This is a genomic window from Amycolatopsis sp. NPDC114503 (assembly GCF_055633655.1).
The window spans coordinates 260,725-274,570 of record NZ_JBVKDT010000001.1 but is presented as its reverse complement, the minus strand read 5'-3'; the positions used below and the strand labels follow the sequence as shown (position 1 = coordinate 274,570).

16 protein-coding genes are annotated in these 13,846 nt (G+C 68.2%); 9 read left to right on the top strand and 7 right to left on the bottom strand.

The window, feature by feature from the left end; all coding sequences use genetic code 11:
* Positions 1-64: 64 nt before the first annotated feature.
* The 4 genes from glf (at position 65) to ACZ7OI_RS01430 (ending at position 3,830) form a co-directional block, all read left to right on the top strand.
* The gene (gene glf, locus ACZ7OI_RS01445) at positions 65-1,288 is read left to right on the top strand and encodes a UDP-galactopyranose mutase (RefSeq protein ID WP_470262276.1); all 1,224 of its coding nucleotides are present in this window, start codon (positions 65-67) and stop codon (positions 1,286-1,288) included.
* A 79-nt stretch (positions 1,289-1,367) separates the two neighbouring features.
* Positions 1,368-1,856 (top strand): phosphatase PAP2 family protein, encoded by a 489-nt coding sequence (locus tag ACZ7OI_RS01440; protein ID WP_470262275.1) that lies wholly within the window; start codon positions 1,368-1,370, stop codon positions 1,854-1,856.
* Complete coding sequence (locus tag ACZ7OI_RS01435; protein ID WP_470262274.1) at positions 1,853-2,905, top strand: decaprenyl-phosphate phosphoribosyltransferase; 1,053 nt, start codon at positions 1,853-1,855, stop codon at positions 2,903-2,905. The genes ACZ7OI_RS01440 and ACZ7OI_RS01435 overlap by 4 nt, the downstream gene beginning before the upstream one ends.
* A 115-nt stretch (positions 2,906-3,020) precedes the next feature.
* Entirely contained in the window at positions 3,021-3,830 is an 810-nt protein-coding gene (locus tag ACZ7OI_RS01430) for a hypothetical protein (RefSeq protein ID WP_470262273.1), read from the top strand.
* 36 nt (positions 3,831-3,866) lie between these two features.
* Here ACZ7OI_RS01430 and ACZ7OI_RS01425 read toward each other — a convergent pair whose 3' ends face one another.
* On the bottom strand, positions 3,867-4,559 hold the full coding sequence (locus ACZ7OI_RS01425) for an SDR family oxidoreductase (RefSeq protein ID WP_470262272.1): 693 nt from the start codon (positions 4,557-4,559) through the stop codon (positions 3,867-3,869).
* A 110-nt stretch (positions 4,560-4,669) separates the two neighbouring features.
* Here ACZ7OI_RS01425 and ACZ7OI_RS01420 point away from each other — a divergent pair, with 110 nt between their 5' ends.
* Positions 4,670-5,038, top strand: a complete 369-nt coding sequence (locus ACZ7OI_RS01420) for a MerR family transcriptional regulator (protein WP_470262271.1) — start codon at positions 4,670-4,672, stop codon at positions 5,036-5,038.
* On the opposite strand, the gene ACZ7OI_RS01415 is transcribed toward ACZ7OI_RS01420, so the two are convergent.
* Positions 5,035-5,748: an ESX secretion-associated protein EspG gene (locus ACZ7OI_RS01415; RefSeq protein WP_470262270.1), complete on the bottom strand. Its 714-nt coding sequence runs from the start codon at positions 5,746-5,748 to the stop codon at positions 5,035-5,037. The two genes, ACZ7OI_RS01420 and ACZ7OI_RS01415, sit on opposite strands and share 4 nt — an antisense overlap.
* A 194-nt stretch (positions 5,749-5,942) precedes the next feature.
* Between ACZ7OI_RS01415 and ACZ7OI_RS01410 the strand changes: the two genes are divergently transcribed.
* Entirely contained in the window at positions 5,943-6,215 is a 273-nt protein-coding gene (locus tag ACZ7OI_RS01410) for a helix-turn-helix domain-containing protein (RefSeq protein WP_470262269.1), read from the top strand.
* Here the strand turns inward: ACZ7OI_RS01410 and ACZ7OI_RS01405 are convergent.
* The 3 genes from ACZ7OI_RS01405 to ACZ7OI_RS01395 form a co-directional block, all read right to left on the bottom strand.
* The gene (locus ACZ7OI_RS01405) at positions 6,185-6,817 is read right to left on the bottom strand and encodes a VC0807 family protein (protein WP_470262268.1); all 633 of its coding nucleotides are present in this window, start codon (positions 6,815-6,817) and stop codon (positions 6,185-6,187) included. The two genes, ACZ7OI_RS01410 and ACZ7OI_RS01405, sit on opposite strands and share 31 nt — an antisense overlap.
* 92 nt (positions 6,818-6,909) lie before the next feature.
* A complete protein-coding gene (locus ACZ7OI_RS01400) occupies positions 6,910-7,665 on the bottom strand; it encodes a decaprenylphospho-beta-D-erythro-pentofuranosid-2-ulose 2-reductase (RefSeq protein ID WP_470262267.1) in 756 nt (251 codons plus the stop codon).
* On the bottom strand, positions 7,662-9,035 hold the full coding sequence (locus ACZ7OI_RS01395) for an FAD-binding protein (RefSeq protein ID WP_470262266.1): 1,374 nt from the start codon (positions 9,033-9,035) through the stop codon (positions 7,662-7,664). Before ACZ7OI_RS01395 ends, ACZ7OI_RS01400 begins: the two co-directional genes overlap by 4 nt.
* Before the next feature lie 145 nt (positions 9,036-9,180).
* Here ACZ7OI_RS01395 and ACZ7OI_RS01390 point away from each other — a divergent pair, with 145 nt between their 5' ends.
* The 3 genes from ACZ7OI_RS01390 (at position 9,181) to ACZ7OI_RS01380 (ending at position 12,636) form a co-directional block, all read left to right on the top strand.
* Positions 9,181-9,648: a GtrA family protein gene (locus ACZ7OI_RS01390; RefSeq protein ID WP_470262265.1), complete on the top strand. Its 468-nt coding sequence runs from the start codon at positions 9,181-9,183 to the stop codon at positions 9,646-9,648.
* 5 nt (positions 9,649-9,653) lie between these two features.
* Positions 9,654-11,561 carry a glycosyltransferase gene (locus ACZ7OI_RS01385; protein WP_470262264.1) on the top strand — a complete coding sequence of 636 codons (1,908 nt, stop codon included), beginning with the start codon at positions 9,654-9,656 and terminating at the stop codon, positions 11,559-11,561.
* A gap of 76 nt (positions 11,562-11,637) precedes the next feature.
* On the top strand, positions 11,638-12,636 hold the full coding sequence (locus ACZ7OI_RS01380) for an acyl-CoA dehydrogenase family protein (RefSeq protein ID WP_470262263.1): 999 nt from the start codon (positions 11,638-11,640) through the stop codon (positions 12,634-12,636).
* Here ACZ7OI_RS01380 and ACZ7OI_RS01375 read toward each other — a convergent pair.
* Entirely contained in the window at positions 12,633-12,875 is a 243-nt protein-coding gene (locus ACZ7OI_RS01375) for a hypothetical protein (RefSeq protein WP_470262262.1), read from the bottom strand. The genes ACZ7OI_RS01380 and ACZ7OI_RS01375 overlap by 4 nt on opposite strands.
* A 78-nt stretch (positions 12,876-12,953) precedes the next feature.
* Complete coding sequence (locus ACZ7OI_RS01370) at positions 12,954-13,793, bottom strand: NAD(P)H-binding protein (RefSeq protein WP_470262261.1); 840 nt, start codon at positions 13,791-13,793, stop codon at positions 12,954-12,956.
* Positions 13,794-13,846: the final 53 nt, after the last annotated feature.

Here is a 13,846-nt window from a genome sequence, read left to right as displayed (position 1 = left end):
AAACCCGGCGGGATGCCGAGGTCGGTTCGGGAGGCGGTCGCACGACTGCGTACCCTGAGCGCCCGTGAGCGAGCACACGAACTCCGCCAAGATTACTGAAGACGACTTTCGCGGTTACGACCTCGTCGTCGTCGGGTCCGGTTTCTTCGGCCTGACCATCGCCGAACGGGCCGCGGCCGAGCTGGGCAAGAAGGTCCTGGTCCTCGAGCGCCGCCACCACCTCGGGGGCAACGCCTACTCCGAGGTCGAGCCCGAAACGGGCATCGAGGTGCACCGCTACGGCGCGCACCTGTTCCACACGTCCAACAAGCGGGTGTGGGACTACGTCAACCGCTTCACCGAGTTCACCGGCTACCAGCACCGGGTCTTCGCCCGGGTGAAGGACCAGGTCTACTCGTTCCCGATGAACCTCGGCCTGATCAACCAGTTCTTCGGCAAGTCGCACACGCCGGACGAGGCGCGCGAGCTCATCGCGAAGCAGGCCGCCGAGTTCCGGACCGAGGACGCGCAGAACCTCGAGGAGAAGGCGATCTCCCTGATCGGGCGCCCCCTCTACGAGGCGTTCATCCGCGGCTACACCGCGAAGCAGTGGGAGAACGACCCGAAGAACCTCGGCACGAACATCATCAACCGGCTGCCGGTCCGCTACACCTTCGACAACCGGTACTTCAACGACACCTACGAGGGTCTGCCGGTCAACGGCTACACCGCGTGGCTCGAGAAGATGGCCGAGCACGAGAACATCGAGATCCGGCTGAACGTCGACTACTTCGACGTCCGCGAGCACCTCCCGGCGGGCATCCCGACCGTCTACACCGGGCCGCTGGACCGCTACTTCGACTACTCGGCGGGCCGGTTCACCTGGCGCACCGTCGACTTCGAGTCCGAGGTCGCCCAGACGGGGGACTTCCAGGGCACCTCGGTCGTCAACTACAACGACGAAGAGGTCCCCTACACCCGGATCATCGAGTTCCGCCACTTCCACCCGGAGCGGGACTACCCGAAGGACAAGACGGTCATCTTCCGCGAGTACTCGCGTTTCGCGAAGGAAGACGACGAGCCGTACTACCCGATCAACACCGCCGAGAACCGCGAGAAGCTGGAAAGCTACCGCGAGCTGGCGAAGAACGAGGCGCGCGAGAAGAACGTGCTGTTCGGCGGACGGCTGGGCACGTACAAGTACCTCGACATGCACATGGCGATCGGGTCGGCGCTTTCGGTGTTCGACAACAAGATCGCCCCGCACTTCACCGACGGTGCGCCGCTGGACGGGTCGATCGATGCTTGAGAAGACTGCGACCTCCGGGGTCGAACCCCGGACCCCAGCCGGGGGGCAAGCCCCCCTGGACCCCCCTGCGCAAGGTGAAGTGGCCGTGCTCTCCCGCACCCAGAAGGTGCTGAAGAAGCCCGGCACGGTGCAGGTCGCGCGGGGAATGTCGCTGTTCGGGGAGCACAGCGCGGGATGGTTCGCGCTGGGCTTGCTCGGAGCGGCGGTGGACCGCGACCGGCGCAAGGACTGGCTGGTCGCGTCGGCCGGAGTGGTGGGCGCGCACGCCGCGTCGATCGCCGTGAAGCGCGTCGTGCGGCGGCGCCGTCCGGACCATCCCAGCGTGGAGGTTCTGGTCGGCACGCCGAGCAAGCTGAGCTTCCCGTCGTCGCACGCGACGTCGACGACAGCGGCGGCGGTGCTCTACTCCGGATTGACCGGGCGTAACCTGGTCCCCGCCCTGGTACCGCCGATGCTCGCCTCGAGGCTGCTGCTCGGCGTTCACTATCCGACAGACGTTCTGGCCGGAGCCGCCCTGGGAGGCGTCGTCGGCGGTCTGATCCGACGGAAGCTGACCAAGAAGCGATGAGCGAAACGACCGACGAGCGAACCGAAGACGCGTCCGGTACGGCCGAATCCGCGCAAGCGACGGAATCGGCTGCCGAAAAGACCGACGTGGCCGAAGAAACCGAGAAGTCCGAGAAGGCCGAGGCTCCGGCTTCGACCCCGGCTGCCCCGGCTGTCAGCTCCGGCCCGAGCCCAGTGGGTCTCGTGCTCGGGGTGATCAAGACCGCGCGGCCGAAGCAGTGGGTGAAGAACGTCCTCGTCTTCGCGGCGCCGTTCTTCGCCTTCTCCAAGGCGACGAACCGGACCGAGCTGGTCATCGACGCGCTGATCGCCTTCGTGGCGTTCTCGCTCACCGCCTCGTCGGTCTACCTGATCAACGACGCCGTCGACGTCGAGGCCGACCGGGCCCACCCGACGAAGCGCAACCGCCCGATCGCGGCGGGCATCGTCCCGGTCCCGGTGGCCTACGCCTCGGCCGTGGTGTTCTTCCTGGCCGGTCTCGCCGTGTCGTTCGCGGCGGACTGGCGCCTCGCGATCGTGCTGGCGGTCTACGAAGCCGTCCAGCTCGGCTACTGCTTCGGACTGAAGCACCAGCCGGTGGTGGACCTGGCGATCGTCGGCTCGGGCTTCCTGATGCGCTCGGTGGCGGGCGGTGTCGCGGGCGGCATCGCGATGTCGCAGTGGTTCCTGCTGGTCACGGCGTTCGGGTCGCTCTTCATGGTGGCCGGCAAGCGGTACGCGGAGATCATGCTGTTCGAGCGCACCGGGGCGAAGATCCGGTCCTCGCTGAAGAAGTATTCGGCGAGCTACCTGCGCTTCGTGTGGGCGACGTCCGCGGCGATCCTGATCATGTCGTACTGCATGTGGGCGTTCGAGATCCGGCAGGCCGAGCACAACTCGGTGTGGGCCGTGGTGTCGATGATCCCGTTCGTGATCGCGGTGCTCCGCTACGCGGTCGACGTGGACGGCGGCACCGCAGGCGCGCCCGACGAGATCGCCCTGAAGGACCGCGTGCTGCAGGTGCTCGGCGCGACCTGGGTCGTGACCCTGTTCCTGTCGTTCTACCTGTGAACGGCGCGCGGATTTAAACAGCTGGGATTCAGCTTCTCCACAGCATCGACGGTCACCCTCAGGGGTGGGAGCCGGGACACCCCGCCTCCCACCCGCTCAGCCCGGAGGACCGACGATGAACGACAACGAAAACCCCTCGTCCGGCGAGCGCGCCGGACAGGAGCCGACTGAACAGTTCGGCCGGGCCGGGGACCTGGGCGGAGCTTCTGCTGGTTCGGCTGGTCAGCCGGGCTCGGCCGCTTCGGCTGGTCAGCCAGGGTCGGCCGAGGAAGCCGCTCGGTCGGGGCAGCCTGGGCCGTCTGCCGAGCAGACCAGTCAACTGGGCCAGCCCGGGCCGCCTGCCGGGCAGACCAGCCAACTGGGCCAGCCTGGGCCGTCCGCCGGGGAGACCAGTCAACTAGGCCAGCCCGGGACGTCTGCCGAGCAGACCAGCCAACTAGGCCAGCCTGGGCCGTCCGCCGAGCAGGCGGGCCAACCGGCGTCGTCTGCCGAACAGGCGGCTCAAGCGGGTCAGCAGGCCGGACCGGCCGCTCAGCAACCCGCCCAGCCCGCTCAGCCCGGCCAACCTGGCCAATTCGCCCAACCCGGCACGTGGGGCATGCCGCTGCCGCCGCCGAAGCAGAGCGGTTTCCGCCGGTTCGTAGCCCACCGGGCGACGCAGCTGGTCGCGGTGGGTGTCCTGGGACTGGCGGTCGGCGGCGGAATCGTCGGCGGCGTCATGGCCGCGACGCACCACCCCGGCCGCCCCGGCATGAGCCAGCACCAGGGCGGCCACCGCTTCAACGACGGCGGTCCCGGCCAGCGCCACCGCGTTCCGGACGGCCAGAACGGCGGCAACCAGAACAACGGCCCCGGCTTCGGCAACCAGAACAACGGCCCCGGGTTCGGCAACGGGAATGGCGGCAACATCGGCTCCGGGAATTGATCGAGCCTTTCGCGCAGAATCCCTGCCCTCGGGACCTCATTCGCTCCGCAGGGCCGGGTACAACACGGTCGGATGCTCGGACAGCCCGGCTTTCGCCGTCGCGCTGTCCGCGTCCGCGATGATCTCGATTTCCCCCGCTTCCAAGCCGTCCAGCGCGAGCCGGACGACCTCGGCCGGGTCGTTCTTGGGGATGTCGAAGCCCGCCATCATGTCGGTGTCGGTACTGGCCATGACCAGGCCGCTGACCAGCGTGCGCTGGGCCAGCAGTTCCAGCCGCACCGAGTTGGTCAGGCTCCACGCCGCCGCTTTCGACGCCGCGTATCCCGCCGAGCCCGGGTAGCTCGCCCAGGAAAGCGCGGACAGAACGTTCAGAACCGCGCCATCCTTCAATCCTGGCGCGAATGCGCGGATTACCCGCAGCGGGCCGAAGAAATTCGTCTCCATTTCCCGGCGAATCTCGGCGAGGTCGCCGGTCACCAGGTCGGTGAAGCCGGCGATTCCGGCGTTGTTGATCAGCAGGTCGACGTCCGGGGCGGCGGCCGCGGCGGCGGCGATCGAGCCGGGATCGGTGACGTCTAGCCGCAGGGACACGGCGCCGTCGAGGTCGACCGGGCGGCGAGCGGTGGCGTAGACCTTCGCCGCGCCGCGGTCCAGCAGGGCGCGGACGAAGTGGGTGCCGAGTCCGCGTGCGGCACCGGTGACCAGTGCGGTTGAGCCTGCGATCTGCATGAGGGTTCTCCTGGGAAAAGCCGTCGGAAGGGGACACGGCTATCCTGGATCCTGACGTCGGTGTCAGGTTCTCGTGTTTGTTGTGCGGATCACTCTGCGGAGGTTCGAAGATGCGGATCGGCGAGGTGGCGGAGCGCGCCGGGGTCAGCGTGCGTTCGCTGCGCTACTACGAGCAGCAGGGGCTGCTGGAGTCGACGCGCACGTCCGGCGGGCAGCGCCGGTACGGCGAGGACGCGGTGTCGTGGGTCGGGCTGATCCAGCAGCTTTACGCGGCCGGGCTGTCCAGCGCGACTATCCGCGAGTTGATGCCGTGCCTGCACGCGGGCGTCAGTACGCCGGAGTCGCGCGATCGGCTGCGCGCGGAGAAAGCCCGGCTGGACGAATACATCTCCGGTCTCGAACGCACTCGTGAGCGGCTGGAGGCGATGATCGAATTGGCGGAGGCACCGAATCCGCATTGTCCGGTCGTGCTGGGCTAAAGCGCGGCGAAGGTGTCGTTCAGGATCTTCACGATCGCTCGCGGGGTGCCGGGGATGAGTTCGGTCCGACCGTCGGTCGTCCGGTAGGTGAGAATTCGGCCGGATTTCACATCTGCGGCAAGAATCGGGCCGCCGGTGAGGTGCCGGCCGTTCGCGCGGCGAGCGACATAGAGCTCGTGCGTGGCGTCGGCGGGCTGGTTCAGGGTCGAGGCGAGATATTCGTGGCTGTTGGTCTCGTCGAACGGGTCGGGGGCCGAGTCGGCCGCGGACGTGACCGAAACGGACCGCACGGGCGCGCCGGGGATTTGCGGAAGCTTGTCGAAAAGTGTCGTGGCCAGCCGAGTCGGGGCGGCCGGCCGGATTTCTATCAGGCCGTCCTGCGCGGATACCAGAATCGCGGCTTCTTCTCGTTGCGCGACTATGACGGTTCGCTGGATTCCGCCGCGTAATGCCGACCAGGCGAAGTACTCGCGCTCGGCGTCGGCGAGTACTCGCAGAGTGGTGCGCAAATACGCGGACGGCGCGTCGTTGTCCGCGAGACCGAGCCGGGCGAGGAGAGTGACGGTTGCGGCGTGAAGTTCGCGGTGTGCGCCGGTTTTGACCCAGACTCTTCTCGCGCGCAGCATCGGATGCTGTTCGCCGAGGTCGAGCATGTCCCAGACGGCCGAGAGTGCTTCGACGGGCAGGGTCACCGGTTGCTCGACGTCCACCCGCGCCCCCTTCTTCCAATCGCCATTAGCACGGTAGCCGATTGATTACCCGCGTGGTGTTGGTGTCTGCAATTGAGAACAGGTAGCAATTGCGAAAAAGCCGCCGATGACTAGACGCAGACGCTATAGGCATGAATGCTCTGATCATTCTTGCTCTGGCCTTGGCGGCGGTAGACGTGTGTGATTAACCGACGATGGCCAAGCCTCCGCTCTCCGCCGCGACTCGCATCATCGGCGAACGCGTGCGCGAATTCCGCACCGACGCGGGGCTGAGCCAGGAACAGCTGGCCGAACTGGCCGGAGTGCACTGGACGTTCGTGAGCCAGGTCGAACGCGGGCTGCGCAACATCAATCTGCACAACCTGCTCAAATTCGCCGACGGTCTCGGGGTAAATCCGGCTCGGCTGGTGGACGGCCTGCGCCCGCCGTCCGAGGATCAGTCCACTGTAGACGGACGCATCACCTGACGCAGCGTGCCTTCGCGGAACAGCAGAATCTGCGTGATCACCTGCAGTCCGACGAAGAACGCGATCGAAAGCCCGGCGTCGAGTGCGGGGACGTCGTCGACCGGCAGCGTGTACGCCATCCCGATGCTCAGTCCACTGTGGACCAAGCTGCCGACGCCCCACACCACGGTCAGTGCCCGCCACGCCCGGCGGAACGACGGACGGGCCTCCCACGCCGAGTCCAGCCGGGAGCCGCGGCCGGGCAGCAGGGCGCGGGCCGCCTGATACGTCGTCGGATACTGGCCGACGACCAGGCTCGCGAGCAGCCAGACCCCGGCCAGCGTGCTGAACCAGGCACCGCGCACGAGCATCAGCCGGGCGTCGCCGGTCATCAGGGTGGTGGCCAAGCCGACGGCGAGGAACATCAGGACGAGCAGGCCGATCCCGTCCACGCGACGCCGGGTGACCAGCGTGTACAGCACGCGCAGCGCGGGTGGCAGGCCGCTGAGCAGCAACGCCCACACGGGCGGGACGTCGAAGGCCCGGAGCAGGTAGTAGCCGCCGACTGGCGCGCCGAGGTCGATCAGCAGCGCGGCCAGCGACGAGCGGAATTCGTTCCCCATGCCCCGAGTCTCGGCGCGCGGGCGCCGTCAGGGCATCGTCGAGCTGGTCAGCCCGGCATCCACCGAACGGTGGAGGCCGGGCCGCGAAAACGTCAGACCGGGAGCTTGCGGAAGATCGGCCGCGGCACGTGCCGCAGGATCGACATCACCAGCCGGAACTCCGACGGCGACCAGACGAGGTCCTTGCCCTTGCGCGCGGCCTCGACCGCGACGTCGGCGACCTGCTCGGCGGTCCGGGTCAGCGGAGCGTCCTTCATCCCGGCGGTCATCTTGGTCTTGACCTGGCCCGACCGGACGACGGTCACCTGCACGCCGTGCGGCGCGAGCGCCTCGCCGAGGCCGAGGTAGAAGCCGTCGAAACCGGCCTTGGTCGAGCCGTACACGAAGTTCGACCGGCGGACCCGCTCGCCCGCCACCGACGACAGCGCGATGACCTTGCCGTGGCCCTGGGCCTTCAGCTTCTCCGACAGCGCCACGCCGACCGACACCGCGGCGGTGTAGTTGACCGTCGCCAGTTCAACGGCCTTGCCGTGGTCCTGCCACAGCTCCTCGGCCTCGCCGAGCAGACCGAACGCGACCACCGCGACGTCGATGTCGCCGCCGGCGAAGGCCTCGTCCAGCACCTTCGGGTGCGACGCCAGGTCCTTCGCGTCAAAGGCCACAGTGGACACTTCGCCGCCGAGATCCTTCAGGCGCTGCGCGGCTTCCTCCAGCCGCGGCGAAGGACGACCGGCCAGCACGACCCGCAGCGGCTTCTCCGCGAGGTACTTCTCCGCGATCGCCAGCGCGATGTCGGACGTGCCGCCGAGCAGCAGCAGGGACTGGGGGTTACCGACCGCGTCGATCACAGTGCGAGCCTCCGGCTCATGTCAGAGGCGAAAACGCCTTCGGGGTCAACGGAAGCGCGCACCTTGCGCCACTCCTCCAGCCGCGGGTACATCTTCGCGAAGGTCTCGGGCGAGGTGCGCGAGTCCTTCGCGGTGTAGAGGCGGCCGTTCGCGTCAAGGACCATCTCGTCCATTTCCTCGCAGAACCGGCTGAGCCCGTTCTTGATCGGGAAATCGACGCTCAGCATCCAGCCCGGCGTCGGCCAGGACATCGGAGCCGGGTTCGCGTCGCCCATCCGCTTGAACACGTTCAGGAACGAGTAGTGCCCGGACCGCGAGATGGCTCGGCAGATGCCCTTGAGCTGGTCTTCCGCGCCGAACGGCACGGAGAACTGGTACTGCAGGAAGCCCTTGCTGCCGTAGCCGCGGTTCCACTCGCTCAGCATGTCGAGCGGGTGGTAGAACTGCGTGAGGTTCTGGATCTTGCCGCGCGCGCCCTTCTTGGGCACGGTCTGCTGCCACAAGTTGCCCATCATGGTCGAGGTCAGCTTGTTGACCAGCCCGCTGGGGAACACGTCGGGCAGCGTCAGCAGCTGCGGCGCGTCGAAGCGCAGCGGGTCGTTGCGCAGCTTCGGCGGCAGCTGGTCGAGCGTGGCGAGCGAACCGCGGGAGAACGTGGCGCGGCCGAGGCGGCTGTCGGACGAGATCAGGTCCGGCACCGCCATCGAGTAGTCGTAGTTGAGGTCCGAACCATCGGTGAAGAGCCCGAGGGTCTCGTCGAGGTTCGAGGTGCGGTCGGCGTCCACGTAGAAGTACGCCGTTTCCGTCTTCTTCATCCGCACCGTCGCGCGGACGATGATCCCGGTGAGCCCGATCCCCGCCACCGTCGCCCAGAACAGCTCCGAATCCGGGCCCTCCGGGGTGAGCGTGCGCACGGATCCGTCGGCGGTGAGCAGGTCCATCGACACCACGTGGTTGCCGAAGCTGCCCGCCGAGTGGTGGTTCTTGCCGTGGATGTCGTTGGCGATCGCGCCGCCGATCGTCACCTGGCGGGTGCCCGGCAGGACCGGGACCCACAGGCCGTACGGCAGCGCCTCGCGCATCAGCTTGTCGAGGCTGACGCCCGCGTCGAGGTCGACGAGGCCGGAGTCCGGGTCGATCGAGTGGATGCGGTCGAGCACGGTCATGTCGACGACCAGGCCGCCCGCGTTCTGCGCCGGGTCGCCGTAGGACCGGCCGAGGCCGCGGGCGATGACCCCGCGCGGGCCTGCGGAGGCGACGGCGCGGGCGATAGCGTCGACGTCGCGCGTGCTCAGCACGTCGGCGACGGTCCCGGCGGTGCGGCCCCAGCCGGTGAGCGTGCGGCGCTGTGTCTCGGGTGCTTGGGTCACGCGGACCAGGGTAGCCACGCCGAACACCGCCCGGAACGTGACCCTGAAGTGCCCGCTTCTACACTTTGCGCATCAAGGCACAAGCGTCCGAGCGTCGAAGTGGGTAATACGGACACTGACGCAATAGGCCGAGAAGGTATTCCAAGTGGTGGCTACAGAACCGCAGAGTGACCAAGCGCAGCAGGCGCCCGGGGGCCCCGGACTGCTGGGCCAGCTGATCCGCTTCGCCCTGATCGGCGGCTTCTGCGCGCTGCTCGACCTGGGCACGTACTCGCTGTTGCGAGCGGTCGGCATGGACGCCACGCCGTGGGTGGACATCGCGCGCGCGATCAGTTTCGTCGTGGGCACGACCACCGCGTTCTTCTTGAACCGGCGCTTCACCTTCGCTGCGGGCAAGCGCGAGGGGAACGCCCAGGTCGGCGGGTTCGTTCTGCTGTACGCGGTGACCTTTTTCGTGACGATCGGCGTGAATCGGCTCATGCTGAACGTGCTGCCGGAGATGGCGTGGAAGGCCACTCTCGCCTGGGTCGTGTCCCAGGGGACGGCCACCGTGATCAATTTCGTGATGCTCAAGTGGGTCGTGTTCCGTGTACGGCCGGTAAAGGAGAACTGAGTTCGATGCCCGGTAAAGCAGCCCCGGTCGCGGAGGCGGCCCCCGCAGGCCAGACGCGGTTCGCCGAACACGCCCCCGAAGGCAGGCTCACGGCCCAGCGCGGGCTGTACGCCGGGCCGGCTCCCATCGTCAGCAAGGACATGTACGCCGAGGTCGTGCAGGGCAACGCCCAGCGCGATCGCGGCAGCGTGACGCTGGAGCCGTCCGCGAAGGTCACCGGCAACACCTACTTCGGCCGCTTCCCGGCGAGCTACTGGCAGCGCTGGACCACGGCGGCCGAGGTGAAGCTCGAAGCCGTCGTCACCGGCGACGGGCTGCTGTCGCTCGGCGCTTCCGACATGCTCGGCGACCCGCGCGTGGTCGACGCGGAGCAGGTCTCCGGCGCGAAGGGCGCCAAGGTCGAGCTGACCGGCAAGCTGGACAAGTTCTACGACGGCGGCGCGCTGTGGCTCGACCTCGAGACCGAGGGCGGCCAGACGCTGCGGGTCGAGCAGGTCCGCTGGACCGTCGACGCGCCGGAGACGATCCGCCCGACCGCGGTCACCATCTGCACGATGAACCGCGCCGACGACTGCCTGAAGAACCTCCAGGCGCTCGCCGCGGACGTGTCCTCGCTGGACACCCTCGACGCCATCTACGTCGCCGACCAGGGCACCGACCTCGTCGAATCCCGCGAGGGCTTCGAGCAGGTCGCGAAGGACCTCGGCGAGAAGCTGCACTACATCAAGCAGCCGAACCTCGGCGGCGCGGGCGGCTTCACCCGCGGCCTGTACGAGGTGGCCGGGCACACCGCCACCGAACACGCGAACGTGCTGTTCATGGACGACGACGTGCTGCTCGAGCCGGACCTCGTCGTGCGCATGACGGCGTTCTCCAACCGCTCGGCCAACCCGATCATCGTCGGCGGCCAGATGCTCAACCTGCTGCACCCGAACCAGCTGCACGTCGGCGCCGAGTACGCCCGGCTGAACACGCTGGAGCCGGGACAGCCGGTGCAGCACTCGCTGTCCACCGCGGACCTGCTCGGCGTCGACGAGGACGGCAACCCGAACCGCCAGGAACGCCGCCTCGACGCCGGGTACAACGGCTGGTGGTCGTGCCTGATCCCGTACGAGGTCGTCAAGGCGATCGGCTACCCGCTGCCGTTCTTCTTCCAGTGGGACGACGCGGAGTACTCCTACCGCGCCCGCGAATACGGCTTCCCCACGGTGACCCTCCCGGGCGCCGGCGTGTGGCACGCGGACTTCCACTGGAAGGACTGGGACGAGTGGCACCGGTACTTCAACCTGCGCAACTCGATCATCACCGCCGCGCTGCACTCGCCGTTCAACCTGAACCTGCTCTCGCGCGTGCTGATGGCGCAGCTGGTGCGCTACCTGCTCGGCATGCAGTACGGCCTGTCCGCGACGCTGATCAAGGCGGTCGAGGACTTCCTGGAGGGCCCGGAGGTCCTGCGCGACGGCGGCGTCGAGGCGATGAAGGAGATCCGCCGGATCCGCGACGCCTACCCGGAGACCAAGCGGCACAAGGCCACTGACGTGCCGGGCATCGCGTCCAACGACATCGGCATCATCAACAGCGCGCCGCGGCCGAGCATGCAGCGGCTCGTGCTGATCAAGCGCATCCTCGACAAGGTGCTCGGCCGCAGCCGCTTCGGGCTCGGCGCGGTGCCGATCGACGAGGCGCACTGGTGGCACATCGCGCTGTTCGACACCGCCGTGGTCACCGACGCGTCGCAGGAAGGCGTGCGCGTGCGCACCTACGACAAGGTCAAGATGTTCGACCTGGCCAAGCGCGGCGCGAAGGTGATCAACCGGCTGCGCAAGGAAGGCGCGGGCGTGCAGGAGCAGTACAAGCGCGCCATGCCGGAACTGACCTCGCGCGACAACTGGAAGCGGCTTTACGAGCTGTGATTTTCTGAGCTGGTTCAAGAAGGGCGTCTCGCGTTCGGCGAGACGCCCTTTTTGTCTTTTTGGGTAGCTTGGTTTCATGGCCGACCTGGTTTCCCGTGCGCGCGCTCTCGCCGACGACCTGTTGTTTCCCGCGGCCGCCGAGGTGGACCGGCTGGGCGTGGTGCCGCGGTCGCATTTCGACGCGCTCGCCGAGGAAGGCTTCTACGGTCTCGCCGCGCCGGATTCCGGGGTCGACCTCGATCAACTGGTCGGCGTGCTCGAAGCGCTGGCCGGCGGGTGCCTGAGCACGGCGTTCACCTGGCTGCAGCACCACGGTCTCGTCGCCGGGCTGGCCGCGACGGACCGGGAAGACCTGCGCGAGCGGTATTTGCCGGACCTGATCAGCGGACGGCTGCGCGCCGGAGTCGCGTACGCGGGCGTGATCCCGACGCCGCCGAGGGTGCGGGTTGAGCGGGTCGACGGCGGCTATCGGTTCGACGGCGAAGCGCCGTTCGTGAGCGGATGGGACGCGATCGACCTGCTGCAGCTGTCCGGTCGCGAAGGCGACACGGTGGTCAATGCCCTGGTGTCGCCGATTGTCGGGCACAGCCTGGTCGCCGAGCCGTTGACGCTCATGGCCGCGCAAGGCACCGCGACGGTACGGCTGAAGCTCGACAACCACTTCATTCCCGACGAATCGGCTTTCGCCAAGGTCAGCCACGACAAATTCGTGGCAGGCAATACGTTCGCGGCGCGGCTCAACGGGTGCGCGCCACTCGGATTGGCCGAGCGTTGCGCCACTTTGATCGAGGCGGCAGGGGAGAAGGAAACAGCGACGGCGTTGCGTTCCGAACAGGACGAAATCCGGCGTCGGCTCAACGCTGGTCTCGCCGACCCGGCCATGCTCCCGGCCGCCCGCGCGGCCGGGGCCGACCTGGCGTACCGGTCAGCGGGCGCGCTCGCCGCCGCGACGGGCAGCCGCGCGGTGCTGGCCGGGGCGCACGCCGGACGGCTGGTGCGCGAGGCGACGTTCCTGCTCGTGGCCGCGAGCAGACCGGAGATCCGCGCCGGGCTGCTCGAACTCGCCCGTCGCTAAACGGACAGGCCGAATTTGCCCTTTCGGCTCAGATCGTCGACATAAGCGGCTGCCACGTGGACGAAATTCACGGAAACAGCGTTGCCGTCCCGGGTTTCGAGCGAGTGGACGCCGCCGTGTTTGAGGAGGTCGGGGAGCTTTTCCTGGACTGTCTCGGAACTGTCGGCGGTGAGCGGGAAGATCAGCGGCTCTCCGCCTGCCGAGAGGTGCAGGACCAGTGCTGGTTTGGGATCTGCCATGCCTCCATGGCAGCAGCGGGTGATCATCGGCGGCAAGAGCGGTTCGCCGACAGCGGATCCGCTCAGAGCGGAAGGGCGTCAGGCGGTTTCAGCGAGCCGGTCCGCGACAGTGCGCGGCTCGCGGCCGAGAAGCTCAGTCAGCAACGGACCCGATTCGGCGAAATAACCGGCCCTGGTGGCCTGATACCAGGTGAGCATGAACCGGGCCATCGGCTCCGGGACACCGCTCGCGATCTGTTCGGCAACCCATTGTTCGTCGTCCAGGACGACGCGATTGACGGTGCGACCGGTGAGGCCGGAAGCGATCTTGGCGAAATCGTCGAAAGCGACGGCGGTCGGAGCGGCGAGGGTGACGGGGCCGTCGACGGAGCGGTCGCCGGCGAGGAGGGCCGCGGTGGCCTCGGCGATGTCCGCGCGGTCGGTGTACGGGACGGGGCCGTCTGCCGGCTGCGCGATCTCGCCGGTCCGCTGCCACGGGCCGAGCACCTGGTCGAGCGGGCCGTAAGCACCGTTGCGCAGCGCGGTCCAGGCGACTCCGGAGTCGCCGAGGATCGCCTCGGTGGCGAGGTGGAGGTCCGACGGCCGGTACGGGTTGCCGGGGGCGGCGCCGTGCTGGCTCGTGTAGAGGATCCGCCGGGCACCGGCCGCGACGGCCGCGTCGATGGCGCGTCTGTGCAGGCCGACCAGGTCAGCGGAGGGGTCGTTGCCGGAGATCAGCAGGACCTGCTCGGCACCGGCGAAAGAGTCGCCCGGATCCTCGTAGGAACCCTGCCGTACGCGGACGCCGCGGTCGGCGAAGTGCCGCGCCTTGGCGGTGTCGCGGACGCTGACGCCGATCTGGCCGGCGGGTAGGCGCTTGAGGAGGTGCTCGACGGTGGCACTGCCCAGCCCGCCGGTAGCGCCGGTGACAACGATCATTTTTCCTGGTCTCTTCCTCGGGGTGTAAGTTGACTACCCGGGTCAACTTCTTC